Origin of the sequence: Isoptericola halotolerans (assembly GCF_013149785.1) — a bacterium.
Lineage (GTDB): Bacteria > Actinomycetota > Actinomycetes > Actinomycetales > Cellulomonadaceae > Isoptericola > Isoptericola halotolerans.
Genome location: NZ_JABEZU010000005.1, coordinates 20,021 through 46,776, shown reverse-complemented (window position 1 = coordinate 46,776; position 26,756 = coordinate 20,021). Strand labels below are relative to the sequence as shown.

General features: G+C 72.7%; 24 protein-coding genes. 4 read left to right on the top strand and 20 right to left on the bottom strand.

Going from position 1 to position 26,756, the window contains the following annotated elements:
- The first annotated feature begins 2 nt into the window (after nucleotides 1-2).
- Nucleotides 3-497, top strand: a complete 495-nt coding sequence (gene ybaK / locus HDG69_RS17070; RefSeq protein WP_343036498.1) for a Cys-tRNA(Pro) deacylase — start codon at nucleotides 3-5, stop codon at nucleotides 495-497.
- Nucleotides 498-516: 19 nt separating this feature from the next.
- Here ybaK and HDG69_RS17065 read toward each other — a convergent pair whose 3' ends face one another.
- Nucleotides 517-918, bottom strand: coding sequence for a YccF domain-containing protein (locus HDG69_RS17065; protein ID WP_171785044.1), 402 nt, complete (start codon nucleotides 916-918; stop codon nucleotides 517-519).
- Between the two features lie 81 nt (nucleotides 919-999).
- Here HDG69_RS17065 and HDG69_RS17060 point away from each other — a divergent pair, with 81 nt between their 5' ends.
- Nucleotides 1,000-1,746, top strand: a complete 747-nt coding sequence (locus HDG69_RS17060; RefSeq protein WP_171785043.1) for a YggS family pyridoxal phosphate-dependent enzyme — start codon at nucleotides 1,000-1,002, stop codon at nucleotides 1,744-1,746.
- Nucleotides 1,747-1,755: 9 nt separating this feature from the next.
- On the opposite strand, the gene HDG69_RS17055 is transcribed toward HDG69_RS17060, so the two are convergent.
- From HDG69_RS17055 to lplB, 10 genes are all read right to left on the bottom strand, one after another.
- Nucleotides 1,756-4,638 carry an FAD-binding and (Fe-S)-binding domain-containing protein gene (locus HDG69_RS17055; protein WP_171785042.1) on the bottom strand — a complete coding sequence of 961 codons (2,883 nt, stop codon included), beginning with the start codon at nucleotides 4,636-4,638 and terminating at the stop codon, nucleotides 1,756-1,758.
- On the bottom strand, nucleotides 4,623-5,564 hold the full coding sequence (locus tag HDG69_RS17050) for a BadF/BadG/BcrA/BcrD ATPase family protein (RefSeq protein ID WP_343036496.1): 942 nt from the start codon (nucleotides 5,562-5,564) through the stop codon (nucleotides 4,623-4,625). Before HDG69_RS17050 ends, HDG69_RS17055 begins: the two co-directional genes overlap by 16 nt.
- Nucleotides 5,561-6,490 (bottom strand): N-acetylmuramic acid 6-phosphate etherase, encoded by a 930-nt coding sequence (murQ, locus tag HDG69_RS17045; protein WP_171785041.1) that lies wholly within the window; start codon nucleotides 6,488-6,490, stop codon nucleotides 5,561-5,563. Before murQ ends, HDG69_RS17050 begins: the two co-directional genes overlap by 4 nt.
- Nucleotides 6,487-7,986: a sodium:solute symporter gene (locus HDG69_RS17040; protein WP_246256764.1), complete on the bottom strand. Its 1,500-nt coding sequence runs from the start codon at nucleotides 7,984-7,986 to the stop codon at nucleotides 6,487-6,489. The genes murQ and HDG69_RS17040 overlap by 4 nt, the downstream gene beginning before the upstream one ends.
- A 34-nt stretch (nucleotides 7,987-8,020) precedes the next feature.
- Nucleotides 8,021-9,202, bottom strand: coding sequence for an anhydro-N-acetylmuramic acid kinase (locus HDG69_RS17035; RefSeq protein WP_171785040.1), 1,182 nt, complete (start codon nucleotides 9,200-9,202; stop codon nucleotides 8,021-8,023).
- On the bottom strand, nucleotides 9,196-10,743 hold the full coding sequence (locus HDG69_RS17030) for a glycoside hydrolase family 3 N-terminal domain-containing protein (RefSeq protein ID WP_171785039.1): 1,548 nt from the start codon (nucleotides 10,741-10,743) through the stop codon (nucleotides 9,196-9,198). The genes HDG69_RS17035 and HDG69_RS17030 overlap by 7 nt, the downstream gene beginning before the upstream one ends.
- Entirely contained in the window at nucleotides 10,740-11,576 is an 837-nt protein-coding gene (locus HDG69_RS17025) for a carbohydrate ABC transporter permease (RefSeq protein ID WP_171785308.1), read from the bottom strand. The genes HDG69_RS17030 and HDG69_RS17025 overlap by 4 nt, the downstream gene beginning before the upstream one ends.
- Before the next feature lie 2 nt (nucleotides 11,577-11,578).
- Nucleotides 11,579-12,547, bottom strand: a complete 969-nt coding sequence (locus HDG69_RS17020) for a carbohydrate ABC transporter permease (RefSeq protein WP_171785038.1) — start codon at nucleotides 12,545-12,547, stop codon at nucleotides 11,579-11,581.
- A 3-nt stretch (nucleotides 12,548-12,550) separates the two neighbouring features.
- Entirely contained in the window at nucleotides 12,551-13,870 is a 1,320-nt protein-coding gene (locus HDG69_RS17015) for a sugar ABC transporter substrate-binding protein (protein ID WP_246256763.1), read from the bottom strand.
- Nucleotides 13,871-13,980: 110 nt separating this feature from the next.
- On the bottom strand, nucleotides 13,981-15,057 hold the full coding sequence (gene lplB, locus HDG69_RS17010; RefSeq protein ID WP_171785037.1) for a lipoate-protein ligase small subunit: 1,077 nt from the start codon (nucleotides 15,055-15,057) through the stop codon (nucleotides 13,981-13,983).
- Nucleotides 15,058-15,106: 49 nt separating this feature from the next.
- Here lplB and HDG69_RS17005 point away from each other — a divergent pair, with 49 nt between their 5' ends.
- Complete coding sequence (locus HDG69_RS17005) at nucleotides 15,107-16,018, top strand: MurR/RpiR family transcriptional regulator (RefSeq protein WP_343036495.1); 912 nt, start codon at nucleotides 15,107-15,109, stop codon at nucleotides 16,016-16,018.
- 25 nt (nucleotides 16,019-16,043) lie between these two features.
- Here HDG69_RS17005 and cimA read toward each other — a convergent pair whose 3' ends face one another.
- Entirely contained in the window at nucleotides 16,044-17,699 is a 1,656-nt protein-coding gene (gene cimA / locus HDG69_RS17000; protein ID WP_171785036.1) for a citramalate synthase, read from the bottom strand.
- 300 nt (nucleotides 17,700-17,999) lie between these two features.
- On the opposite strand from cimA, the gene HDG69_RS16995 reads away from it, so the two are divergent.
- The gene (locus tag HDG69_RS16995) at nucleotides 18,000-18,566 is read left to right on the top strand and encodes a hypothetical protein (protein ID WP_171785035.1); all 567 of its coding nucleotides are present in this window, start codon (nucleotides 18,000-18,002) and stop codon (nucleotides 18,564-18,566) included.
- Here HDG69_RS16995 and HDG69_RS16990 read toward each other — a convergent pair.
- The 8 genes from HDG69_RS16990 to HDG69_RS16955 form a co-directional block, all read right to left on the bottom strand.
- Nucleotides 18,553-19,677: a DNA glycosylase AlkZ-like family protein gene (locus HDG69_RS16990; RefSeq protein WP_171785034.1), complete on the bottom strand. Its 1,125-nt coding sequence runs from the start codon at nucleotides 19,675-19,677 to the stop codon at nucleotides 18,553-18,555. The genes HDG69_RS16995 and HDG69_RS16990 overlap by 14 nt on opposite strands.
- 17 nt (nucleotides 19,678-19,694) lie before the next feature.
- Nucleotides 19,695-20,828, bottom strand: a complete 1,134-nt coding sequence (locus HDG69_RS16985; RefSeq protein ID WP_171785033.1) for a branched-chain amino acid aminotransferase — start codon at nucleotides 20,826-20,828, stop codon at nucleotides 19,695-19,697.
- A 125-nt stretch (nucleotides 20,829-20,953) separates the two neighbouring features.
- Nucleotides 20,954-21,997: a 3-isopropylmalate dehydrogenase gene (locus HDG69_RS16980; protein ID WP_171785032.1), complete on the bottom strand. Its 1,044-nt coding sequence runs from the start codon at nucleotides 21,995-21,997 to the stop codon at nucleotides 20,954-20,956.
- A gap of 67 nt (nucleotides 21,998-22,064) precedes the next feature.
- Complete coding sequence (locus tag HDG69_RS16975; RefSeq protein WP_171785031.1) at nucleotides 22,065-22,463, bottom strand: VOC family protein; 399 nt, start codon at nucleotides 22,461-22,463, stop codon at nucleotides 22,065-22,067.
- A gap of 36 nt (nucleotides 22,464-22,499) precedes the next feature.
- On the bottom strand, nucleotides 22,500-23,090 hold the full coding sequence (locus HDG69_RS16970) for an ASCH domain-containing protein (protein WP_171785030.1): 591 nt from the start codon (nucleotides 23,088-23,090) through the stop codon (nucleotides 22,500-22,502).
- A 144-nt stretch (nucleotides 23,091-23,234) separates the two neighbouring features.
- Nucleotides 23,235-24,263, bottom strand: a complete 1,029-nt coding sequence (gene ilvC, locus HDG69_RS16965; protein ID WP_343036521.1) for a ketol-acid reductoisomerase — start codon at nucleotides 24,261-24,263, stop codon at nucleotides 23,235-23,237.
- 100 nt (nucleotides 24,264-24,363) lie between these two features.
- On the bottom strand, nucleotides 24,364-24,885 hold the full coding sequence (ilvN, locus tag HDG69_RS16960) for an acetolactate synthase small subunit (protein WP_171785029.1): 522 nt from the start codon (nucleotides 24,883-24,885) through the stop codon (nucleotides 24,364-24,366).
- Nucleotides 24,886-24,899: 14 nt separating this feature from the next.
- Entirely contained in the window at nucleotides 24,900-26,723 is a 1,824-nt protein-coding gene (locus tag HDG69_RS16955; protein ID WP_171785028.1) for an acetolactate synthase large subunit, read from the bottom strand.
- Nucleotides 26,724-26,756: the final 33 nt, after the last annotated feature.

Sequence of the window (26,756 nt, the reverse complement as noted above, 5' to 3'; positions counted from 1 at the left end):
TCGTGGCCCGGAAGAAGACCGTGCGCGGAGCGACCCCTGCCCTCACCGCGCTGGAGGACGCAGGTGCGACGCACGGTGTGCACCCGTACGAGCACGACCCGTCGAGCGACCTGAGCTACGGCGAGGAGGCGGCGGCAGCCCTCGGCGTGCCGGCAGCCCAGGTGTTCAAGACGCTGGTCGCCGACGTCGACGGCGACCTCGTCGTCGCCGTCGTGCCGGTGACGGGAACGCTCGACCTCAAGGCGCTGGCCCGCGCCGTCGGCGCCAAGCGGGCGACGATGGCGGACGTCGGACGGGCGGAGCGGGCCACCGGGTACGTCGCGGGCGGCATCTCGCCCCTGGGCCAGCGTGCCCGGCACCGGACCGTGCTGGACGACTCGGCCGAGACCTTCGAGCTCGTCTACGTCTCCGGCGGTCGCCGTGGGCTGGACGTCTCGGTGACGCCCGCGGACCTGCTGCGGCTGACGCGCGGGACGACGGCACCCCTGGCCCGCTGACCGTTCCCGCCAGACGGCGTCAGGCGCGCTGGTAGGTCGGGTACCGCGCGTCGCTGGGCACGATGTCCTTGCCCAGCGGCAGCAGCGAGATGGGGATCATCTTGAGGTTCGCGATGGCCAGCGGGATCCCGATGATCGTGATCGCCTGGGCGATCGCCGTCAGCACGTGGCTGATGGCCAGCCAGATGCCGGCGACGACGATCCACACGATGTTGCCCAGCACCGACCAGCCCCCCGCGCCCGGCTTGTCGACCACGGTGCGCCCGAACGGCCACAGCGCGTACCCCGCGATCCGGAAGGACGCGATGCCCCACGGGATCGTGACGATGAGGATGCAGCAGATGATGCCCGCGGCGGCGTAGCCGAGCGCGAGCACCAGCCCGCCGAAGACGAGCCAGATGACGTTGAGCAGTGCCTTCACGCCACCATCGTCCCACCAACGGCGCACGGACGGGATCCGGGGAGACCCTGACGTCACCCTGGCCTTCGTAGACTGGCCCCCATGCCCTCCCTCCACGACCGGCTCGCCACGGTGCGCGCCCGGGTCGACGACGCCGCGCACGCCGCCGGGCGGGACCCCGGCGAGGTCAGGCTGCTGCTCGCGACCAAGACGCAGGACGCCGGCACTGTCCTCGCCGCGATCGCCGCCGCGACCGACCTGGCAGCCTCCCGCGGGGACGACGGCCCGGTCCTGATCGGTGAGAACCGCGTCCAGGAGCTCGTGGCGAAGGCACCGGCCCTCGCAGACCTCGTCGCGGCAGGCCGGGTCGAGGTGCACATGATCGGCAACCTGCAGCGCAACAAGATCAACCAGATGCTGCCGACCGTCACCGGCCTGGAGACGGTCGACACCACGGCCCTCGCGGACGCGCTCGCCCTGCGGGCGGTGCGTGCCGGACGCGCGCTCGACGTCATGGTGCAGGTCAACGTCTCGGGCGAGGAGAGCAAGTCCGGCGCGGAGCCCGCGCAGGCCGGCGCGCTCGCCCTCCACGTCGCCGCGCTCGACGGGCTGCAGCTCACGGGGTTCATGACCATCGGCGCCCGCACGGACGACGAGGCGGCGGTCCGCGCCGGGTTCGCTCGCCTGCGGTCGATCCGCGACGACGTCGTGGCCTCCGGCGCCCCGGGCACGGGTGGTGCCCGCGAGCTGTCCATGGGGATGTCCGGCGACCTGGGGCTCGCCGTGGCCGAGGGCGCGACGATCGTGCGTGTCGGGACGGGAGTCTTCGGGGCACGCCCGACGGTCTGAGCCGCCGCCTCAGGGTGGCGCGTCCAGCACCACGTCCGCGACGAGCTCCAGCAGGTGACGGTACGAGCGGCCCGTGGCCCGGGTCATCGCCAGCTCGCAGGCGCGGTTGCACGAGGCGTGCGTGTCGCCGTCCAGCCGCTCGACGTCCGCGGCCTCGGCCGCCGTCGCCGCGGCGGTGAGCTCCGGGTGCAGCATCCCCCGGTCCCCCGCGAAGCCGCAGCAGCCCCAGTCGTCCGGGACCTCCACCGAGCGGGCCACGGCAGCGGCCACCGCACGCAGGTCCGCGTCCACCCCGCTGCGCGCGGACGCGCACGTCGGGTGGAGCACGAGCGAGGACAGCCTGCGGTCCGGATCGACGGGCAGCCGGGGCAGCACCGTCTCCGCGACGAACGTCACGGCGTCGACCACGTCGACCGCCCGCGGGTCCCCCGCCTCCCGCGCGGTCGCCATGATCCCGGCGACGCCCTCGGTGCAGGAGGTGGCGTCGACGACGACGGGGACGTCCTGCCCGGTCCGCTCGCGCACCGTCTCGCGCGCCGCTCCGACCGCCGTCAGCACGCGTTCCGCCATCGCGGCATGGCCCTCCGTGTAGCCCTTCGAGGACCACGGGGTGCCACAGCAGAGGTCGTCGAGGTCGTCGGGCACGACCAGCCCGACGCCCGCCGCCGCGCACAGCCGCGCGACCGCGGCCTGGACACCCTCCCCCGGTCGCCCTGGCGCCTCTCCCGACGCCGGGCCGGCCGGGGCGAACATCGCCCCCTGGCAGCTCGGCAGGAACACGGCGGCGACCGGCCCCGGCACGCCCCGGCCCCCTGCCGTCCTGCTGCGACGGCGGCCGCCGGCCGGCAGGTCAGGGCTCCAGCGCGGCACGTCGTCGGCGTCGAGCACCGTCCGAGCCGCGCGGTTGGCTGTCTCCACCCAGGGGGCCGGCAGCCGCGACGCCACGTCCAGCGCGACACCGGCCGCCGTCGTCGTCGCGCCCCAGTGCGCGGCCGCGGTCCGCCACGCCCGCTGCTCCACCCGGCCGCGCCCCTCGGAACGCAGCCGCTTCACGAGGGCGCCGGTGTCGATCCCGACGGGGCACGCCGTCGCGCACATGCCGTCCGCCGCACAGGTGTCGACGCCCTCGTACCCGTATTCGGCGTCGATCTCCGCGACGAGGGCGGTGTCCCCGACGCCCTCCGCCCGAGCGCGCGCCCGGCGCGCGACGATACGTTGCCGCGGGGTCAGGGTGAGGTCACGGCTCGGGCACACCGGTTCGCAGTACCCGCACTCCACGCACCGGTCGACCTCGGCGTCGACGCGGTCCACCGGCTTGAGGTCCCTCAGGTGAGCGCGCGGGTCGTCCGTGAGCACGACACCGGGGTTCAGGACTCCGGCCGGGTCGAACGCGCGCTTGACCTCGCGCATGACCGTGACGAGGGCCGGTGAGTACTGCCGACCGACGAACGGTGCCATCGCGCGCCCTGTGCCGTGCTCGGCCTTGAGGTTGCCGCCGTGCCGCAGCACGAGGTCGACCAGGTCCTCGGTGAACGCGGCGAGCCGGTCCGACGACGACGCGTCCTCCATGTCGTCAGTCAGCATGAAGTGCAGGTTGCCGTCCTTGGCGTGCCCGAAGATCACAGGGTCCGGGTAGCCGTGCGCAGCCAGCTGGGCAGCGAGCTCCCGGCACGTCCGGGCCAGTCGGTCCACGGGCACCACCACGTCCTCGAGCAGCGCGGTGGTCCCCGGCGGCCGGGCTCCCGCCACCGCGGCGTAGAGCCCCTTGCGGACCGACCAGAGCGCGGCCCGGTCGGCCGGCTCGGTGGTGAGATCGACGGGGACGACGGCGGGCAGCCGGTCGAGGACGTCCCGTGCGCCGGCAACTCTCCCGGCCAGCTGGTCGTCGTCCTGGCCGCGGTACTCGACCAGGATCGCGGCGTGCTGGTCCACGTCGAGGTCACGGATCACAGCGGGGACGGTCGCCGCGCGCTGCGCGACGCGCAGGGAGGTGGCGTCCATCAGCTCGAGCGCGGCGGCCCCCGTGGCGACCAGGTGCGGGAGCGCCTCGGCGGCACGGTCGACCGAGTCGAGCACGAGCAGACCTGTCGCCACGCTGGGCTGGACCGGAACCGTGCAGTACACGGCCTCGGCGACGAACCCGAGCGTGCCCTCCGAGCCCACGAGCAGGCGCTGGAGCAGGGCCGCCGGGTCGGTGGCGTCGCAGAAGGCCTGGACCGAGTAGCCCATGGTGTTCTTCAGCGAGAAGCGCTCGCGGATCTCGGCCACCGCCGCCGGGTCGGCCCGGATCTCGTCGCGCAACCTCTCGAGCGTGGCGACCAGCGCGGGCTCGGCGGCACGCAACCGCTCGGAGGCGTCGGCCGCGCCCGTGTCGACGACCGTCCCGGAGGCGAGGACGACGGTCATCGACTCCAGGGTCCGGTAGCTGTTGTGCTCTGTCCCCGCGGCCATCCCCGAGGAGTTGTTCGCGATGATGCCCCCGACGGTGCAGGCCACCTCGCTCGCGGGATCGGGTCCGAGGGCGCGACCGTGACGAGCCAGCCGAGCGTTCACCGACCGGAGGGTGGCACCGGGCTGCACCCGGACCCGGACGCCGTCGTCGAGCACCTCGACACGCCGAAACCCCTGGCGGGTGTCCAGCAAGATCCCTGCACCGGACGACTGGCCGGAGAGGCTCGTACCGCCCGACCGCAGCGTGACGGGGACGTGGTGTCGAGCGGCCACGGCGAACGTGTCCGCCACGGCGTGGACGTCACGCGCCACCGCCACCACCTGCGGGACGAGAAGGTAGTGCGACGCGTCGTGGGCGCGCGCGTGCCGGTCGAGGGCACGGTGCAGCACCTGATCCGGCCCGAGGGCACGTTCGAGGTCGGCGATCAGGTCCACAAGCATCCTTCCTGGGGCACGACGCGGTGTTCGGCCACCGTCCGGGCCAGGAGCAGCGCGCCGTCGAGCGGGTCGCCCAAGGGCCGGCGCACCTCGGCGTCGGGGCGCAGCGCGGCCACGGTCGTCGAGAAGCCGCTGCTCAGGGCCCCGCCCGCCCGGGCGAGGCCGCCGCTCAGCGCGACACGCGCGGGCACGTCGTCCCCCAGCGCGGCCACCACGCTGCGCGCCGCGTCGGCCCCCGCCTCGTGGACGATGCCGTGCGCCGCCGGGTCGCCCTGGGCGGCGAGCTCGACGACGTCGGAGGCGAACTGCGCCAGGACGCCGGCTCGGTCGGGCCGGGTGTAGAGCTGACCCGGCCAGGTCGTCGGGTCCCCGAAGCGGAGACGGGCGGCGGCCAGGAGGGCCGCACCGCGCGGGTCGACGCCGTCGTGGTGGACCAGCGCGACCCGCAACCCGTCCAGGCCCACGGACGCACCGCCGCCACGGTCGCCGAGCAGGTGGCCCCATCCGTCCACGCGCCGCCAGCCGGTACCGCTGCCGGGCCCGCCGTGCCCGACCGCGATCGCCCCGGTGCCCAGCACGACGACGGCGCCCCCGGCGCCGTCGAGCGCTCCGAGATGAGCGGTCACCGCGTCGATGGCGGCGGCGGCCGGAGCACCGACGGCGCCCGCGACCTCCCGGGCCAGGTCTGCCGGGGAACGCACCAGGCTGCCCAGCCCGGTCGCGCCGATCCCCACCCCGCGCACGGCGCGCATCTCGTCGGGCCACGCCGCGGTGGCCGCGGCGAGCAGCGAACGCACGACGGCGGGCACGGTGCTGCCGTCGGCACCGACCGCGGCACGCTCGCCGGACAGCTCGAGACGGACGGCGCCGGGACGCGCCAGCGCGACCCGGCTACCGCTGCCGCCGACGTCGAAAGCCAGCACGGTCACGAGGCCGCACCCCCCGCCGGGGCGCCCAGCGCGGCGAGCGCGGCGCGGACGGAGCCCGACCCCTCGGCGAGCGCCGCGACCGCCCGGTCGACCCCGACGCCACCGAGCGCGACGACGATCGCCGGCTTGAGCTCACCGCCGGTGCGATCCAGCAGGTCGCGCGCGGCGTCCTCCTCGAGGTCGGTGGCCTCCTGCAGGATCCGCACGGTGCGCTCGCGCAGCTTGGCGTTCGTCGCCACCACGGAGACCATGAGGTTCTTCCAGGTCCGCCCGACGGCGATCATCAGTGCCGTCGAGAAGCTGTTGAGGACGAGCTTCTGGGCGGTACCGGCCTTGAGCCGGGTGGAGCCCGTGACGGCCTCCGGGCCGGTACGCAGCACGATGTCCGTGTCGGCGTGCCGGGCCAGCGGCGCGTGCGGGTTGCTGGACACGAGCACGGTGTGCGCGCCGTTCTCGCGCGCCGCCTGGAGCGCACCCCCCACGTACGGGGTACCACCGCTGGCGGCGAGCCCGATCGCCACGTCGTCGGGCCCCAGCCCTGCGGCGGCACGGCGGCCCTCGACGACCGAGTCCTCGGCGTCCTCGACCGCGTTGACGAGCGCCTCGGCACCACCCGCGATGTGCCCGACGACGCGGCCGGGCTCGAGGTTGTAGGTGGGCAGGAGCTCGCTCGCGTCGAGGACGCCGAGCCGGCCGGACGTCCCCGCGCCGAAGTAGTGCACCGTCCCCCCGCGCCGGAAGCGCTCGGCCGCGAGGTCGACGACGGCCGCCAGCTCGGGCAGGACCTCCGCGACGGCCTCCACGGCGCGCCGGTCCTCGGTGTTGATCATCCGCAGCACCTCGGCCGTCGGGACGGCGTCGATGCTCTCGGTGCGCGGGTTGCTCTGCTCGGTGGGTGACAGGACGTCGCCGGTGCGCTCGCTCATCCGACCCGCTCCGTCGCACGCTCGTCCGCCGGGACGGCCGGGTGGCGCAGCGAGAGCAGGCCCCCGACGGCGAAGGTGACGATGACACCCAGCAGCGGGTACCACTGCCAGGCGAGCCAGATCTCGCCGGTGACGTACTTCTCCATGACGAAGAAGTAGAGGTTGACGCCGATCGCCGCGACGAACGCGATGTTGGCGTCCTTGGCCCGGGCCCGCTTGTTGAAGATGCCGAACACGAAGGCGCCGAGGAGCCCGCCGTAGGTGATGCCGGCGATGCCGAGGGCCAGCACCACGATGTTGCCCTCGTCGGACTGGAAGAACACCGCGGGGGCGATGAACGCGAGCCCCCAGCCGATGGTCGCCCAGCGTCCGACGCGCAGTCCCTGCTCGTCCGTCACGGGAGACCGTCTGAGCTTGGCGTACACGTCGGTCACGGTGGAGGAGGACAGCGCGCTCAGGGAGGACGACAGCGTGCTCATCGCGGCGGCGAGGATCGCCGCGAGCAGCAGGCCGGACAGCCCCTGGGGCAGCCCCTCGATGATGAACAGCGGGAAGATCTCGTCGTCACGGACGAGCCCGAGGTCGGCCGGGGTCCGCTGGTCGTAGTAGCCCCACAGCGCCAGGCCCACGAGCAGGAACACGGCGAACTGGAAGAACACCACGACGCCGGACCAGATGATCGCCTTCTGCGCCTCGACCTTGCTGCGGCAGGCGAGCAGCCGCTGGACCACGAGCTGGTCGGCACCGTGCGAGGCCATCGCGAAGACGGCGCCACCGAGCACGGACGGGATGAACGACGACGGGTCGGAGATCGGGTTGCCGGAGAAGACGAACATCTGCAGCTTGCCCGCCTCGGCCGCGTCGGTGAGCCAGCCACCGCCGGTCTGCACCGAGATGACGACGATCGCGAGGATCCCGCCGAGCACGTACAGCAGCATCTGGGCGACGTCGACCCAGACGACGGCCTTGATGCCCCCGATGAACGTGTAGGCGATCGTGACCACGGCCAGCACGACGATGATGGTGAAGTAGTTCGTCGGGATGCCCATCCCGTCGAGGATCAGCTTGAGCGGGATCGCCGCGGCCAGCACCCGCACACCGTCCGCGAGCAGTCGCGTGAACAGGAACGTCACGCCGGCCGTGGTCTGGGTGCTCTGCCCGAACCTCTTGCCGAGGTAGGCGTAGGCCGTGACCATCTCGCCGTCGTAGTAGCGGGGCAGCATGAGGAACGCCACGACGATCCGGCCCAGCAGGTAACCGATGGCCATCTGCAGGAACGAGATGTTGCCGAGGAAGCTCATGACCGGTGTGCCGACGACGGTCAGCGCGCTGGTCTCGGTGGCCACCACCGACAGGCACACGGCCCACCACGGCAGCTTGCGACTGCCCAGGAAGTAGTCGCGCAGGCCCTTCTGCTTGCCGCTGAGCTTCAGCCCGAGCCAGGCGGTGGCGGCCAGGTAGGCCACGATGACCACCAGGTCGACGGTGTGCAGCATGTCATCTCTCCTTCACGGGTGGTGGTTCGCGAGGTCACCGGACGCGCAGGGCCGCCGGGGCGACGTCCAGCGGCTCGGGGAGGCGCAGCGGTGCTGCGCCGGGGCTGAGGCGACCGGCGACGGTCGCGTGGGAGGCTCCGGTGACGCTCGGCAACGTGGCCGGGAGCCCGTGCCACGTCAGCCAGCCGACGAGCGCCATGAGGCACGCCTCCTTGGCGCCCTCGGGCAGCCCGAGGGCCTCGTCGGTGGTCCGCAGCGGGACCGCGGGGCCCAGCTCGTCCCGCAGCGCGGCCGTCAGCGCCGGGTTGCGGGTGCCGCCACCCGAGGCGACGACGGCGCGGACGTCGTGCGCCCGGCAGGCGTCGGCGACGGTGCGCGCCGTGAGCCGCGTGAGCGTGGCGACGACGTCGTAGGGATCGGCCCCGGGGTGGTGGCCGAGGAAGTGGTCGAGATACTCGGCGTGGAAGAGCTCCTTGCCGGTCGACTTCGGTGCGGGCCGCGCGTAGTAGGGCTCGCGGAGCAGGTCGAAGAGCAGCTCGGGGACGACCGCGCCGCGCGCGGCGAGCAGACCGTCACGGTCGAATCCCCGCGGGTCGCCGGTCACCCGGCGGGCCATGAGGTCCACGAGCGCGTTCGCCGGCCCGGAGTCGAAGGCGATCGTCTCCCGCCCGGGGGCGACGACCGTGAGGTTGGCGATCCCGCCCAGGTTCAGCATCGCCGTCGGCTCCACGACGTCGGCGAGCAGCAGGTGGTCCAGGACCCCCGCGAGCGGGGCACCCTGCCCGCCGGCGGCCACGTCCCGCGACCGGACGTCGGACAGCACCGGGCAGCCGGTGCGTTCGGCGACCCACGCCGGCTGGCCGAGCTGCCAGGTGGCCGTCACCACTCCCTGCGCGACGTCGTGCCGGACGGTCTGCCCGTGCATCACCACGAGGTCGCACGTGACCCCGGTGTCGGCGCAGAGCGCTGCGACCGCGTCCGCGCACGCCTGCCCGAGCCGCGCGTCGACGCTGCTGGCCAGGGACATCGGCACGTCGCGAGGTTCGAGGAGGCGCAGGATGTCGAGCGCCAGATCGTCGGGGAACGGCACCTCGCGCCGTGCCCTCACGTGCATCGCCAGCTCGGGACGACCCTCCACGAGACTCTGGTCGAGGTCGACGAGCGCGACGTCGAGACCGTCCACGGACGTCCCCGTCATGACTCCGGCGATCAGCATGCTGTTCCTCCTGCGACGATCTGGGCGGCGGCGTCGGCGGTCGCGCGGCCGGCGCCGTGGGTCAGGACGACGGTGGTCCGCGCCGGGTCCGCGGCGAGCCAGCGCGAGGCGTCGACCGCCACCCCGGTGTGCACGACGACCAGGTCGGGACGCCGGTCGCGCAGCGCGACCAGCCGGGCCTCCTCCACGGACGCCGCCGCGAGCTCCCTGGTCACCACCACGACCGGGCGTCGGGCGTGCGCGTCCAGCTCACCGAGCAGCCTGGTGAGCGCGTCGTCGGTGGCCACGGCGTGCACGAGCGCCCCCGGCCACCGTCGCACGAGCGCCTCGAGGACGTGCCGCCCACGATCGCCCGCCGCCTGGTGGGGCGGCCTGCGCAGGTCGACGACGGCGGGCGCGGTCCGGACGGCCGCGGCCGGTCCGAGCGTCCGCACCGCGGCCCGTGCGGCCCGGGCCCCGACCGCCTGCAGGGCGGTCAGCGCTTCGCGCGCGGCCTGCGGTCCCACGGACGCCCCTGTCCGGCGGCGCCTGGCGTGGATGGCGGACACCGTCGCGCGGGTCCGCGCGGCCGACGCCGCGAGCGCCGCGACGCTGACGCGACCGTCCCCGACGGCCGCCACGAGGGCGCCCACGGCCTCCTCGAAGAGGGCCTCGTCGTCGCGCCCCGCCGTCGTCCCGAGGCACAGCAGGTCGGCGCCGGCCTGCACGGCACGGACCGCCGCCGCACCGACGTGCGTCCCGTCGGAGACGGCGCGCATGTCGAGCGCGTCGGTGACGACGGGACCGTCGAACCCGAGCCCTCGTGCCAGGGCGACGGTGCCCGGCTCCAGCGACGCCGGACCGGGGCCGATCTCCGGCACCACCACGTGGGCCGTCATGAGGGCGTCGGGGCCGTCGTCGCCCCGGCCGACGAGCCGGGCGAAGGGCACGAGGTCCCGGCGCCGGAGCTCCGCCAGACCCGCGGTCACGACGGGGAGCCCGAGGTGGGAGTCGACCGTCGTGCTCCCGTGGCCCGGGAAGTGCTTGGCGCAGGCGCCGGCACCGCCGCGGTGCAGCCCGCGCACGAACGCCCCGCCGTGCCGCTCGACCCGGTCCACGTCGTCGCCGTAGGCGCGGGTACCGATCACAGGGTTGCCCGGCACGTCCACGTCCAGCACGGGCGCGAGGTCGAGGTCGATGCCCGTGGCGGCCAGCAGCCGGCCGAGGGCCTCCCCGACGTCCTGGGTGAGCAGCTCGTCGTCGACGGCCCCCAGCGCCGCCGGCCCCGGCACGGACGATCCCGTGCGGGCCTCCAGCCGGGTGACGTCGCCGCCCTCCTCGTCGACGGCGACGAGCAGGTGCGGGGCGCTGTCGCGCAACGTCTCGGTCAGCTGCGCGGTGGTCTCGACGTCGGGCGTGTTGTGCCCGAACAGCACGACCCCGGCCAGGCCCTGCCGGGCCGCCGCCGTCAGCCAGCGCGGCGGCGTCGTCCCCGTGAAGCCGGGCAGGAGCACGCCGTGCACCGCCCGCCGCACGGCGTCCGGTCCCTCCACCGCGCTCATCCCTTCACCGCGCCTGCGGTCAGCCCGGAGGCGAGGCGGCGCTGCACCAGGATGAAGAAGACCATCACCGGGACCGTGATCAGCGTGGACGCGGCCATGATCGCGCCCCACTGGTTCGAGAACTGCCCGAAGAACGACCGCAGCCCGATCGCCACGGTGTAGCTGTCGGTCGCGCCGCCGAGCAGCGTCATCGCGAACAGGAACTCGTTCCATGCCGTGATGAAGCTGAAGATGCTCGTGGCCACGAGGCCGGGGGCGACCAGGGGGAAGAGGACGGAGCGGAACATCCGGCCCCAGCTGGCACCGTCGATGTAGGCGGCCTCCTCGAGCTCCACCGGCACCGCCGCGACGAAGCCGCGCAGCATCCAGATCCCGAACGGCAGCGCGAGGGCGACGTAGACGACCACGAGCCCGAGGAGGGTCTCCAGGAGCTGCAGGTCACGCACCTGGACGAACAGGGGGATGACGAGCGCCTCGAGCGGCACCATCTGGACGACCAGCACCATGAGCAGGATCTGCAGCCGCCCCCGGAACCTGAAGCGTGCCACGGCCACCGCGGCGAGCAGGGCCAGCAGCGCCGAGACGAGCACGGTGGCCAGCGCGACGACCGCGGAGTTGCGCAGGAAGACGTCGAAGCCGCCCTCAGTGAGGACGAACCGGAAGTGGTCCAGCGTCGGCTCGGCAGGCAGGAAGGACGTCCCGAGCCCGGCGCGGGCGTCCAGGGCGCTGACGAGCATCCAGTACGCCGGGAACAGCGTGAAGAACAGCAGGAGCACGACGGCGACGCCCTTGCCGACCTGCACGGCGCGCGTGGGACGCCGGACGCTGAGCATGCTCACAGCTCGTCCTCCTTGAGGATCGTGCGGACGTAGACCACGGTGATCGCGAGCAGCATCACGGTGAGCAGCACGGCGATGGCCGACCCGAAGCCGTAGCGGTTCTGGCCGAACGACTCCACGTAGGACCACACCCCGAGGTTGAGGACCTCGCGGTTGGTCCCGGCTCCGCCCGGCATGAGATAGACCTGCGCGAACACCTTGAAGTCCCAGATGGTCGACATGATGATCACCACGGCGAACACCTGGCGCAGCTGCGGCACGATGATCGAGAAGAACCGGCGCCAGGCCCCGGCACCGTCGATCTCCGCCGCCTCGAGCAGCTCCTTGGGCACGCCCAGCAGGCCCGCCAGGACGGTGACGGCGACGAACGGGAACCCGTGGTGCACCACGTTGAGCAGCACGATCGCGTAGAAGCTCCACCGGTCGGTGAACCAGTTGACGGGCTGGTCCTGGAGGCCGAGCGTCTGCAGGACGTGGTTGAACACCCCGCGGTCGGCGTCGAAGATCCAGATCCACACGTACGTCCCGGTCACCGCGGGCATCGCCCAGGCGGCCATGATCGCGCTCGACACGACGGTGCGCCACAGCGTGCCGAGCGAGGCGAGGAGGACGGCGACGGCCGTGCCCAGCGCGACGGTCGCGGTGACGGCCAGCGCGGCGAAGCCGATGGTGTTGGGCAGGACGACGGCCCACAGCTGCGCGGAGGTGAGGACCTCGACGTAGTTGTCGACGCCGTTCCACTCCTGCTCGCCCGAGACGATCTGCGGCAGCCCGTAGTCCTGCAGGGAGAACAGGAAGACCCGCACGAGCGGCCACAGCATGAGCACCACGAGCACGACCAGGCCGGGTGCCAGCAGCAACCAGGGGCGGGTCCGCGCGACCCAGGACCGGCCGCGCCGGCCACCGGCGCCGGCGGACGTGGTGCCACGCTCCGCCGGCGCCGTGACGGGAAGGGTGGACGACATGCGTCAGCTGCCGCCGTTCAGCAGGCTCGTCATCTCCTCGGCCGCGCTCCGGCTGGCGGTGGCGACGTCGGAGCTGCCGGAGAGGATGGACTGCATCATCGTCGAGGTGGTCGCGCGCGCCTGGACCGCGCCGAAGGCCGGCGAGACCGGGACGGAGGCACCGCCGTCGACGAACTGCTCGGCGAAGGGAGCGACCAACGGGTCCGTGCTCTCCAGCGTCTCGTCCAGCAGGGACGTCTGGCCGGGGAAGTAGCCGGCCTGCTCGCCCCACTTCTCGGCGAACTCCCCGGTGGTCATGAGCTCGATGAACGCGAAGGCCAGGTCCTGGTTCTCGGACGTGGAGAACATGCTCAGGTGCGACCCGCCGAGCACCGAGGGGGCGATCCCGCCGTCCTGCCCGGGGATCGGTACCGCGGCGAACCTGCCCTCCATGTCGGGGTTGGCCTCGAGGATGGCGCCCGGGGTCCACGAGCCCATGACCGCCATCCCGACGTCGCCCGCCGCGAAGGCGTCGAGCACGTCGGTCTCGCGCCAGGTGGTCGCGCCCGCGGACGACAGGCCCTGCTCGGCCAGCCCGGTCCAGAAGGCCAGGCCGTCCTGAGAGGCCGGGCTGTCGAGCTGTGAGGTCCACGTCTCCCCCTCGAGGGTGGCGACCTCTCCTCCGGCGCCCCACACCCACGGGTACACCGTGAACTCGGCGTCGCCCGGCACGGCGACGGCGATCTTGTCGGGGTGCTCGTCCTGGATCGCCTGCGCGGCGGACTCGAGCTCGGCCCACGACGTCGGCGGCTCCACCCCCGCGTCGTCGAAGATCTCCGTGTTGTAGACGAGCGCGCGCACGCCGGCGTACCAGGGCATGCCGTAGAGCTCGCCCTCGTAGGTCCCGGCGTCGACGAGGCCCTCGACGAGGTCGCCGTCGAGCCCGGCCTGGGTGACGTGGTCGCCGACGGGTGCCAGCGCACCCGCGTCCGCAAACTCCGGCGTCCAGGTGGTGCCGGTCTCGGCGACGTCGGGCGTGGTGCCGCCGGCGATCGACGTGACGAACCGGTCGTGCGCGTCGGCCCACTCGATGAAGTCGACGTTGAGCTCGGCACCGGTCTGCGCCGTGAACGCGGCGCCGACCTCGTCGAAGAAGGTGTCCGCACTGGGGTTCGTGCCCTGCATGATCCAGACGTCGAGGGTCTGCCCCTCGGCGTCGGTCGCACCGCCGCCCTCCCCGCCGCCGTCGGGTCCCGAACAGCCCGCGGCGACGAGCGCGACCACCGCCGCCGTCGCTGCCGTCGTCGCCCGGGTGCTGAAGTGCCGCCGCATCGCGTCCTCCATGAAAGTGAGTTTCACACGTCGTTGTACGCAAGGAGAATAATGCCAAACATGGGCAGAGGGAAGCCCCTCCCCGGATCGTGACCTGGCAGTGACCTGGGACGGCCTCCGGGTCAGGGCACCCGGTGGATCCACTCCTCGGTGGCGAACTTGGTCCGGACCAGGTCCTCGGCCCGCTCCAGCTCCTCAGGACGCAGCACGGAGTCCTGGGTCCGGTAGCGAGACCGGAAGTACTTCTCGAAGGCGTCGACGACCGCGTCGCGTGCCATCCCCGTCTGCGAGCGCAACGGGTCGACGCGCTTGTTCGCGCTGCGCGTGCCCTTGTCGGACAGCTTCTCGCGGCCGATCCGCAGCACCTCGAGCATCTTGTCGTGGTCGATGTCGTACGCCATCGTCATGTGGTGCAGCACGGCGCCGCCGGCCAGCCGCTTCTGCGCCGACCCGGCCAGCTTTCCTGCCGGGGAAGCCACGTCGTTCATGCCGGCGAAGGACGCCTCGACGCCCAGCTCGCCCAGCGCGCCGATCACCCAGTCGTCGAGGAACCGGTACGACTGCTCGAAGCTGAGCCCGTCGACCAGCGACGCAGGGACCACCAGGGAGAACGTGACGCAGTTGCCCGCCTCCATGAACATCGCACCGCCGCCGGAGATCCTGCGCACGACCGTGACGTCGTGCGCCGCGACGCCCACCGGGTCGACCTCGTTCGCCAACGACTGGAACGACCCGATGAACACGGCCCGTTCCGTCCAGTCCCAGAAGCGCAACGTCGGGCCGCGGCGCCCCTCGGCCAGCTCCTCGGTGAGCACCTGGTCCAGCGCCGCCAGCGTGCGAGGTGGCAACGGACCCGGTCGCAGCACCTCGAAGCTGTGGTCCTCCCAGCTCGTGGCCAGGCCCAGCGCGCGGCGGACCGCCACGCCCACCGCCCACGCGTCGAAGCCCACCAGCGCCACCGGACCGGGCAGCTCCCCCGTCTCCTGCGCCCGCTCGAGCGCGCGGTCGACCGCGCCGGCGAGGTCACGGGTCGACGACGTCTCGGGCAGGCCCGTCAGCGCGGCGTCGATCACCCCGAGGGCCTCGTCCGGCTCGAGGAAGAAGTCGCCCGAGAGACGGACGTCGACCAACCGGCCGTCGTCCACGCCCAGGTCGACCGTCACGAACTTTCCGCCAGGAACCTTGTACTGTCCGTGCACCCCTCCACCGTAGCCCGCGCCCCGCCACCGCCGGTGCCACACTGGGGCGGTGACCACCACTCAGCCCTCCCCCGACCGAGCGGAGACGCGCGACCTGCTGGTCCGCCTGCGGCAGATGCTGCCGGCGATGCGACCGGCGGAGGGCCGGATCGCCGAGACCGTCCTGGCCGACCCGTCCGCGGCGGTCGGCGCCACCATCGGCGAGCTCGCCCGCACTGCCGGTGCCTCACAGGCGAGCGTCGTGCGCTTCTGCCGATCCGTCGGCTACGAGGGGTACCCGCAGTTCCGCATCGACCTGGCCCGGACGACGAGCCGCCGTGCCGCCGAGCACGAACGCTCCGGGGTGGCCGCCGGCGAGATCACGCTGACCGACGACGCGACCGACGTGGTGTCCAAGATCGCGTTCCACGAGGCACGGACCATCGAGGAGACGGCGCGGATGCTCGACCTCGACGCGCTGGAGCGGGCGGTCTCCGCGATCGCGGACGCCCACCGCGTCGACGTCTACGGCGTCGGGTCCTCCGGCCTCACCGCCCAGGACCTCGCCCAGAAGCTCGCTCGCATCGGCCTGGTCTGCGTGGCACCGGTGGACTCGCACCAGCAGCTCCAGTCCGCCGCCCTGCTGGGCCCCGGCTCGGTCGCCCTCGCGGTGTCCCACACCGGTCGCACCATCGAGGCCCACCAGGTCCTGACCCTCGCCCGGTCGCGGGGCGCGACGACCGTCGCCGTCACCAACGACCCGTCCTCGCCGCTGGCGAGCATCGCGGACGTGGTGCTGTGCACGGTCGTGCGGGAGGCCCAGTTCCGCTCGGGGGCGCTGTCGAGCCGGATCGCCCAGCTCGCCGTCGTCGACTTCCTGTTCGTGCGGGTGGCCCAACGCCGGTACGACGAGACGTCCGCCGCCCTGAAGGACACCTACGACGCGGTCCAGCAGCACCGCATGGCGCCCGGCACGACCTGACCGGCGCGGCGGGCCCGGCCCTCGCTCAGCGAGGTTCGACGCCGGCGTGCACCAGGCCGAAGACATGAGCGTCGATCAGCGCCTCCCAGGCCGCCTCGATGATGTTGGGACCGACGCCGACGGTGGACCACGTGCGGTGGCCGTCGGTGGTCTCCACCAGGACGCGTGTGGTGGCGTCGGTACCGTGCTCGGCGTCCAGGATGCGCACCTTGAAGTCAACGAGGTCGAACCTGTCGATCTGCGGGTACACCCGGGTCAGCGCGTGCCGCAACGCCTGGTCGAGCGCGTTGACCGGCCCGTTGCCCTCGCCCGTGACCACGATGCGCTCGCCGCCGGCGTGCAGCTTGACGGTGGCCTCGGCCAGCGCCTCGGCGTCCCGGCGGTCGGCGTTCGGCTCCCCGCCCCTGCGACCGCCGGAGGTCTCCACGATCGCGCGCCAGGACTCGATCCGGAAGTAGTGCGGCCGGTCGCCGGTGAGCTCTTCGCGCAGGATCAGCTCGAACGAGGCGTCGGCGGCGTCGAACGTGTAGCCCTGCGCCTCGGCCTCCTTGACCCGGTTCGTGACACGGGTCAACAGGTCTGCCTGGCCGGCCAGGTCGAAGCCGAGCTCGCGACCCTTGAGCTCGATCGAGGCCCTCCCCGCCATGTCGGACACGAGCATGCGCATGTCGTTGCCGACAGCCGTCGGGTCGATGTGCTGGTAGAGGTCCGGGTCGATCTTGATCGCGCTGGCGTGCAGCCCCGCCTTGTGGGCGAAGGCGCTGGCACCGACGTAGGGCTGGCGCGCGTACGGGGCGATGTTGGTGATCTCCGCGACGGCGTGCGCGATCCGTGTGGACTCGGCCAGGCCGTCACCCGGCAGCGTGGAGACCCCGCTCTTGAGCGCCAGGTTCGCCACCACCGCCACCAGGTCCACGTTGCCCGTGCGCTCGCCGTACCCGTTGACGGTGCCCTGGACGTGCGCGCACCCCGCGTCGACGGCGGCGAGCGTGTTCGCGATCGCGCAGCCGGAGTCGTTGTGCGCGTGGATCCCGAGCAGGCTCTCGCCCGGCAGGGCGTCCCGGCCGTGCGCCATCCCCAGCGACTCCCGCAGCTCGGTGACGATGTCGCCGACCCAGTTCGGCAGCATGCCGCCGTTCGTGTCGCACAGCGCGACCACCTCGGCCCCGGCCTCGAACGCCGTCCGGACGGCCGCCGTCGTGAACCTCGGGTCGAACCGGTAGCCGTCGAAGAAGTGCTCCGCGTCCACCACCACCCGGCGCCCCTCGCCGACGAGGAACTCCACCGTGTCGCGGATCATCGCGAGGCCCTCGTCCGGCGTGGTGCGCAGGGCTCGCTCGACGTGACGGACGTCCGACTTGGCGACCAGGGTGACCACCGGCGCCTCGGAGTCCACGAGCGCCCGGACCTGCGGGTCGTCCCACGCCCGGGTCGAGGCCTTGCGGGTCGAACCGAACGCCGCGAGGACGGCGTGCCGGAGCTCGATCTCCTTGGCGGCCCGGCGGAAGAACTCGGTGTCCTTCGGGATCGCGCCCGGCCAGCCGCCCTCGATGAAGCCCACCCCGAGCTCGTCGAGCAGCGGCGCGATCGCCAGCTTGTCCGCGACGGAGAGGTTCATCCCCTCCTGCTGCGCACCGTCGCGCAGGGTGGTGTCGTACACGTGGAACGGGGCGGCGGCCATCGGTGGCTCCCGTGGGGGTTCGATGCGGGCAACAGATCTGGACAACAAAAAAGACCTCCCGGGTACGGAAGGTCTGCGCGTCCGGTCAGGTGAACCGGACGCGCTAACTAATGCGGCAGGAGCAGAGGTGGTGAGCCTGCCGGACGCGAGTCATGCCTCACATAGTGCCACAGCCGCCCCCTGAGGTCACCGGCCGTCCGCCTCCTGGACCCGTCGATCCGCGCCGGACCGGGGTGTTGGCAGGTGAGACGGCCGCGGATGTGGTCGGCTAGGGGTGTCGACGACACGAGGAGGACGACGGTGAGCGATCCCCAGCGACCCTACGGTGCGCAGGACCCGACGCGGCGTCAGGAACCGGTGCACCCGGGCGAGCAGCCTCCCGGCGTCTTCCCGCCTCCCGGCCAGGCTTCGTGGGAGCCCGCCGAGCCTGCCGGACCAGCACGACCCCGGCTCGACGCAGGACGCTACTGGGCCGGTGCAGCGGCGACGGTGCTGGTGTGCGCACTGATCGGGTTCGCGGCGTCGGTGATCTTCGTCGAGGTGTTCGACATCGGCCTGTACGCGCCGCCGGACGCGATCGGCGCCGGTGACGACGCCTCGTGGGCGGGTGCCGGGGCGGTCTTCGCCCTGCTGGCGGCCGTGGTGCTGCACCTGCTGGTCGTCGTGGCTCCGCGGCCCCGGATGTTCTTCGGGTGGCTCGTCGGGCTGACGACCGTGATCCTCGCCGTCCTCCCGTTCGCCGGGAACCCGGACCCGCTCGCGGGCGCCATGACGGCGCTCGTGTGGGTCGTCCTGGGCCTCGCGGTCTCGTCGATGCTCGGGGCCGTGCTCGGCCGCACCCTGCGCGGAGCGGTCACCCCCACCTGACCGTGAGCTCGCTCGCGTCGTCGACCAGGGACGTCAGCAGCGAGCGGCCTTCCGCCTCGACCTCGTCGCGCGGCACCGGTCCGACGCCGTCGGCGGTGCTCAGCGCGAGCTCGGCACGGTCCCCCGCCCTCTCGACGGACCAGGTGCCGGCGACCCGACCGCCGACCCACCAGGTCGGCAGGACGTCGCCGTTGCGGCGGTAGACCGCGGCACGGCCGGCGTCGTCGAGGAGGCGCGCGCGATCCTTCAGCGCGACCAGCAGGTGCTCCCACCGCGGCAGGAAGCGCACCGGCGCGGGTGTGCCCGCGCCGACCACCTCGCCGTCGGGCACGTCGAGCAGCTCCACCCCGCCGGGCCCCCGGAGCACGCGGGGCCCGATCTCGGCGAGCGCCGCCTTGAGCGGCGTCGCCCGGCGGATGCCGAGGCCGTGGGCGATGTCCGCGCGGGCGGCGGGTCCGAAGGCTCGGAGGTAGCCGACGACGACGTGCACCCGGGCCCGGTCGACGTCGGCGCTGTCGTCGGTGAGGTCGCACCAGGTGCTCCCCTCGGCGTACGAAGCCGGTCCGCGGCTCTCGTGCATGCTGGTGGGTGGCACCTGCACGAGGCCGCCGCCCGCCGAGGCGAGGCGCCACCACGCGCGACGCACGCCGGCGGGCACGGCGGCCGACGCGTCGACACCGGGGTGGCGCGTGGCGGCGAACGCCTCGATCTCGTCGACGGTGCGCGGTACGTGCCGGCAGTGCTCCCGGACCGCGGCGTTGAGCTCGACGAGGTCCACGCCCGCCCTCCGCGCGCTGGGACGCCAGGTCGCCAGCCGCTCGGCGGCACTCGTGACGTCGAGGTCGGCCCAGCGCGTCGCGGGGACCAGGTGGAGCGTCGAGCGCATGACCGTGGCTCGCACGACGGACCGGTCCGTGAGCGCCGAGCTCAGGTCGGTGACGGGTCCCGACCGCCGTGACCACAGCGCGGTGAAGGGCATCTCGGGGTGCTGCGCCTGCAGGCCGCCGACGTCGCCGACCACCGCGGCGACCGACCCGGCGGCCCGCTCGAGCAGGTGCTGCCGGGCCAGCGTGGTCCTGTTCAGCTCCTCGAGCGTGACCTGCGTCGTCACGGGCGCACCGCCCTCCCTCAGGCCAGGCGACGCATCCAGCCGTGCCGGTCGTCGGCACGGCCGTACTGGATGTCGGTGAGCTCGGTACGGATCTGCATCGTCAGCTCACCGGGCTCGCCGTCGGCGACGGTGTGGTCGAACGTCCCGCCCGCCAGCCGGCCGATCGGGGTGACCACGGCGGCGGTGCCGCAGGCGAAGACCTCGCGCACCGTGCCGTCGGCCAGTCCCGCCACGATCTCGGCCAGCGGGATCCGGCGCTCGACGACGTCGCGTCCGCGGTCGGCGGCGAGCTGGAGGATCGACGAGCGGGTCACGCCCTCCAGGATGGAGCCGGTGAGCTCAGGGGTGTGCACGCTGCCGTCGGCCATCACGACGAAGACGTTCATGCCGCCGAGCTCTTCCAGGTAGCTGTTCGTGCCGGCGTCGAGGAAGCACACCTGGTCGCAGCCGTTCTCCTGGGCCTGGGTCTGCGGCAGGAGGCTGGCGGCGTAGTTCCCGCCGCACTTCGCGTCCCCCGTCCCGCCCGGGCCGGCCCGGTGGTACTCCTCCGCCACCCAGATGGACACCGGCTTGACGCCGCCGGCGAAGTACGGGCCGACGGGCGAGGCGATGCACAGGTACTCGACCTCGGCGGCGGGCCGCACCCCGAGGAACGCCTCGGAGGCGAACATGAAGGGCCGCAGGTACAGGCTGGAGTCCACGCCGCTCGGCACCCACGCGAGGTCGGTGCGCACGAGGGCTGCGATCGACCCGATGAAGTCGTCCACCGAGAGGGCTGGCAGGGCGAGCCGGTGGGCCGAGCGGGCGAACCGTGCCGCGTTCGCGTCCGGTCGGAAGGTCCACACCGAGCCGTCGTCGTGCTTGTACGCCTTCATCCCCTCGAAGATCTCCTGCGCGTAGTGCAGGACGGCGGTCGCCGGGTCGAGCTGGAGAGGGCCGTACTTCTCGATCCGGCGGTTCAGCCAGCCGGAGTCCTTGTGCCAGGTGACCCGTGCCATGTGGTCGGTGAAGACCGTGCCGAACCGTGGCTCGGCGAGCGCTGCCTCGCGCTCGGCGTCGGGAGTCGGCGAGTCGGAGGGCTCCACGTCGAACAGGGCGACGAGGTCCTCCAGCTCGGCCGGGAGGATGGCGGGACTTTCGGTGCTGGTCATCTCTGCGGACCCTTTCACGTGCGGACGCTTGCAGTCTTCCACGGCTCCACCGCCGTGGCCTACACGAGCACCGGTCCGATCCGAGGAGATGGGGCCTCCGGCCCCTCCTGGCATCGCGCCCGTGCTCAGCCCGCTACACGGGCGGCGAGGTCGCGACCGACCTCCGCCGTCGTGCGCACCGTGGCGCCGCGCCCGACCAGGTCGGCCGCCACGGCCGCCTCCACCCGGCGCGCCTCGTCCGCGAGGCCGAGGTGGTCGAGCAGCAACGAGACCGACAGCACCGTGGCAGTGGGGTCCGCCTTGCCCTGCCCGGCGATGTCGGGTGCCGAGCCGTGCACCGGCTCGAACATCGACGGCGCGGTGCGGTCCGGGTTGATGTTCGCCGACGCGGCCAGGCCGATACCGCCCGTGATCGCGGCCGCCTGGTCGGTGAGGATGTCACCGAAGAGGTTGTCGGTGACGATCACGTCGAACCGCGACGGGTTCGTCGTCAGGAAGATGGTGGCCGCGTCCACGTGCAGGTAGTCGGTGGTGACGTCGGGGAAGTCGGCGTTGACGGCCTCGACGGTGCGCCGCCACAGGTGTCCGGCGTGGACCAGCACGTTGTGCTTGTGCACGAGGGTCAGGTGCTGGCGAGGACGAGCCTGCGCCCGGGCGAAGGCGTCGCGGACGACGCGCTCGACGCCGAAGGCGGTGTTGACCGACACCTCGGTCGCGATCTCGTGGGGCGTGCCGGTGCGCACGGATCCGCCGTTGCCGACGTAGGGACCCTCGGTGCCCTCGCGCACGACGACGAAGTCCACCTCGCCCGGGGCGGCGAGCGGGCTGGTGACGCCCTGGTAGAGCTTGCCGGGCCGCAGGTTCACGTAGTGGTCGAGCGCGAACCGCAGCTTGAGCAGCAGGCCGCGCTCCAGGACGCCGGACGGGACCGACGGGTCACCGATCGCGCCGAGCAGGATCGCGTCGTGCTCACGGATCCGCTGCAGGTCGGTGTCGGTGAGCGTCTCGCCGGTGGCGTGCCAGCGACGCGCGCCCAGGTCGAACTCCGTGGTGGAGATCTTCAGGTCGGATCCGGCGACAGCCGCGTCCAGGACGGCGAGCCCTTGCTCGACGACCTCGGTCCCGATGCCGTCTCCTGCCACCACTGCCAGGTCGATGTTGCGCGTCATGGACAGATCCTACGCATCCGCGGCCAGGATGCGGGACACTCGTCCCACGATGTGAACCAGGCGGGCGTCAGTACTCCCGCGAGGACAGCACGCAGAACTCGTTGCCGTCCGGGTCGGCCAGGACCGTCCAGCTCGCCTCCGGCGGCGCACCGACGTCGATCACCGTGGCACCGAGCGCGACGAGCCGGTCGATCTCCGCCTCCCGGTCGTCGGTCGTGTGCGGCGCGAAGTCCCAGTGCAGCCGGTTCTTCGACGACTTCTCGTGCTCGACGCGGACGAACACCATCCCGGGCGGCACCCGGTGGAACTCGAGCTGTTCGACGAGCTCACGCGCCCAGGGCGGCACCAGCACGCACTCGTCGTCGGACTCGTGGGCGAACTGCCAGCCGAGCGCCTCGGCCCACCAGCCTGCCAGCGCGCGGGGATCCGTGGACTCCACGACCGTCGAGTACCACCGCAGCGACATCGTCGTCCCCTCCCTCCGGCCCGGGTGCCGGTCGTCTCATTCCGAGTAGAGCACCTTGAACTGCTCGCAGACGACCTCCAGCGCCGGGTCGAACTCGTGCGCCGTGCCGGCCAGCGTGCGTCGCCAGTACCGCTCGTGCTGCTCACGCCACGCCTCCAGCGTCCGGTCGTCCTCCCCCTCGGCCCAGGCGTGCTCCGCCGTGACCTGGTCGAACGGCACGACGTCGACCTGCGTGGTCCGGATCAACGCACGGGGGTCGCCGGCACCGTCGAGCAGGATGGAGAGGTCGCCCTTGCGCGGCATCTGCTCCGCCGACTCCTCGTACTCGACGACGAGGGACGCCGTCGCCGTCTTGGTACCCGCCAGGACCAGCTCCAGCAGGCCGTCGGCCAGGTCCGGGGAGTCGCCGAAGGCCCACGCCGGCGGCGGCACCACGTTCTCCGCGCGCTCGCCGACCGCTCCCCCGTGGCTCGTCCTGCCGGCGCTCGGGCGTGCCGTGTCCCAGAACCGCGTGATGCGCTCGGCCTGCACCGTGTCGTCGAGCGGCGGCAGACCGCTGCCGGGGTCGTGGCTCGGCTGCCCTCCGGTGGGTGGGAGGTGGCCCGTGGTCGCGTCGTCGTGCGTCATGCGGCCATCCTGCCAGGCCACGGCGTCGACGGCGCGCTTGCCGCGCGCTCTGCACGACGTGCGCGCGGCCCCGCGCACGCACGTGCGGCCGCCGCCCCGGGGTCGGGGTGGCGGCCGCACGCGTCGCTCGTGACAGGGGTGGCGTCAGCGAGCGGCGCTGCCCTCCTGGTAGTCAGAGTCAGCGGGCTTGATCCAGGCGAACATCTTGCGCAGCTCGCGACCGGTGGTCTCGATCGGGTGCGCCTCGCCCTTGGCGCGGAGCTCCTTGAACTCCTGGCCGCCGTTGTCCTGGTCGGCGATGAAGCGCTCGGCGAAGGCACCCGACTGGATGTCCGCGAGCACGGCCTTCATGTTCTCCTTGACCTCGGGCGAGATGACGCGGGGCCCGGAGACGTAGTCGCCGTACTCGGCGGTGTCGGAGACCGACCAGCGCTGCTTGGCGATGCCGCCCTCGACCATGAGGTCGACGATGAGCTTGAGCTCGTGGAGCACCTCGAAGTAGGCGACCTCGGGCTGGTAGCCGGCCTCGGTGAGGGTCTCGAACCCGTACTGCACGAGCTGCGAAGCACCGCCGCACAGCACGGCCTGCTCACCGAACAGGTCGGTCTCGGTCTCCTCGGTGAAGGTGGTCTTGATGCCACCGGCACGCAGTCCGCCGATCCCGGCGGCGTACGACAGCGCGAGGTCCCAGGCAGAGCCCGAGGCGTCCTGCTCGACGGCGACGATCACCGGCACGCCGCGGCCGTCGACGTACTCGCGGCGCACGAGGTGGCCCGGGCCCTTGGGGGCGACCATGAGCACGTCGTGGCCGGCCTCGGGCTTGATGTAGCCGAAGCGGATGTTGAAGCCGTGGCCGAAGACCAGGGCGGTGCCCTCGGTCAGGTTCGGGGCGATCTCGTCGCGGTAGAGGTCGCGCTGGACCTGGTCCGGCGCGAGGATCACGACGACGTCGGCCTCCTTGACGGCGTCCGCGACGGGCAGGACCTTGAGGCCCTCGTTCTCGGCCTTCTGCTGCGACGCCGAGCCGGCACGCAGGCCGACGCGGACGTCGACGCCGGAGTCGCGCAGGTTGAGCGCGTGGGCGTGGCCCTGGCTGCCGTAGCCGATGACCGCGACCTTGCGCTGCTGGATGATGGACAGGTCGGCGGCGTCCTCGTAGAACATCTCGGCCACGGTGGTGCTCCTCTTTCTCGGGTGGTTCACGTCGGGGTGGTGTCGGGTTTGATGGTGCTGGTGATGATGCCGAGCGGCGGCGTCGGGTGGCGCGAGCGTCTCAGGCGCTGCGCACCCGGTCCAGGGCCCGGTCGGTGATGGACCGCGACCCGCGCCCGACGGCGAGGGTCCCGGACTTGACGATCTCACGCACGCCGTAGGGCTCCAACGACGCCAGCAGGGCATCGAGCTTGGCGGCGGTCCCGGTCGCCTCGATCACGACCGTGTCCGGCACGACGTCGACGACGTGCGCACGGAAGAGCTCCACGACCTCCAGCACCCCGGACCGGGTCGAGGCGTCTGCCTTGACCTTCACCAGGAGCAGCTCGCGCTGCACGGACACCTCGGCGTCGAGCTCGACGATCTTGATCACGTGGACGAGCTTGTTGAGCTGCTTGGTGACCTGCTCCAGCGGGTGCTCGTCGACGTCCACCACGACGGTGATGCGCGAGATCTCCTGGTGCTCGGTCGGACCGACCGCGAGGGAGTGGATGTTGAAGGCGCGGCGGGCGAAGAGACCGGCGACCCGCGTCAGGACGCCGGGCTTGTTCTCCACCAGCACGGACAGGGTGTGTCGCGACATGGTTCAGTCCTCACTCAGTCTTCGCGGTCCCAGGCGGGAGAGATGCCCCGCGCGTACTGGATGTCGTCGTTGCTCACGCCCGCGGCGACCATCGGCCAGACCATCGCGTCGCGCGAGACGTTGAAGTCGACCACCACGGGACGGTCGTCGATCTCGTTCGCCCTCTTGATCGCGTCGTCGACCTCCGACTCGTGCTCCACGCGGATGCCGACGCAGCCGTACGCCTCGGCCAGCTTGACGAAGTCGGGGATACGGACGGTGCCGTGGCCGGTGTGCAGGTCGGTGTTGGAGTAGCGCTGGTTGTAGAACAGCGTCTGCCACTGGCGGACCATGCCCAACGAGCTGTTGTTGATCAGCGCCACCTTGATCGGGATGTCGTTGATCGCGCAGGTGGCGAGCTCCTGGTTGGTCATCTGGAAGCAGCCGTCGCCGTCGATCGCCCACACGTCGCGGTCGGGCTCGCCGACCTTGGCCCCCATCGCCGCAGGCACCGAGTAGCCCATGGTGCCCAGTCCGCCGGAGTTGATCCACGTGTTGGGGCGTTCGTACCGGATGAACTGCGCGGCCCACATCTGGTGCTGGCCGACGCCGGCGACGTAGATCGCGTCGGGTCCGGCGATCTCGCCGAGGCGGGAGATCACGTGCTGTGGCGCGAGGTGGCCGTCGGCCGTCGCGGAGAAGCCCAGCGGGTACGTCTCGCGCCACGTGTCGATCTGGTGCCACCAGGCCTCGACGTCGGGCTTGCCGACACGGTCCTGCTCGGTCTGCAGCGCGGGGACCAGCTCCTCGATCACCTCGCGCAGATCACCGACGATCGGGACGTCGACGGCGCGGTTCTTGCCGATCTCGGCCGGGTCGATGTCGGCGTGGACGATCGCGGCGTGCGGGGCGAAGCTCGACAGCTTGCCGGTGACACGGTCGTCGAACCGGGCGCCCAGCGCGACGACCAGGTCGGCCTTCTGCAGGGCGGCCACGGCCGGCACGGTGCCGTGCATGCCGGGCATGCCCAGGTGCTGGGGGTGCGAGTCGGGCACCGAGCCACGAGCCATGAGCGTGGTGACGACGGCGGCACCGGAGAGGTCCACCAGCCGGCGCAGCGCCGCCGAGGCGCCCGAGCGGATGACGCCGCCGCCGACGTACAGCACGGGGCGTCGAGCCGTGGCGAGCAACCTGGCCGCTTCACGCACCTGCTTGGCGTGCGGCTTGGTCACCGGGTGGTAGCCGGGCAGCGCCAGCTCCTGCGGCCAGGAGAACGTGGTGCGCTCCTGCATCGCCGACTTCGCGATGTCGACCAGCACCGGGCCGGGGCGCCCGGTCGAGGCGATGTGGAACGCCTCGGCGATGGTGCGCGGGATCTCGTCCGGGTCGGTGACCAGGTAGGAGTGCTTGGTGACCGGCATGGTGATGCCGACGATGTCCGCCTCCTGGAAGGCGTCGGTGCCGATGGCGGGCGCGGCCACCTGCCCGGTGATCGCGACCATCGGGATGGAGTCCATGTTGGCGTCGGCGATCGGGGTGACGAGGTTGGTCGCCCCCGGTCCGGACGTCGCCATGGTCACGCCGACCTTGCCGGTGGCGTGCGCGTAGCCGGACGCCGCGTGCCCACCGCCCTGCTCGTGCCGCACGAGGATGTGGCGCACCTTGGCCGAGTCCATCAGGGGGTCGTAGGTCGGCAGGATCGCACCGCCCGGGATGCCGAAGACGTTCTCGACCCCGACGGCCTCGAGCGACCGGACGATCGACTCGGCGCCGGTGACCTGCTCGCCGACCACGCGGTCGACACCGCGGGGCGTGGTCCGTGCAGCCACCTGGGCTGGGGTCGGGTTCGGCTGGCCCATGGGGTCTCTCCTGCCGCTCGATCGGGGTCGTTC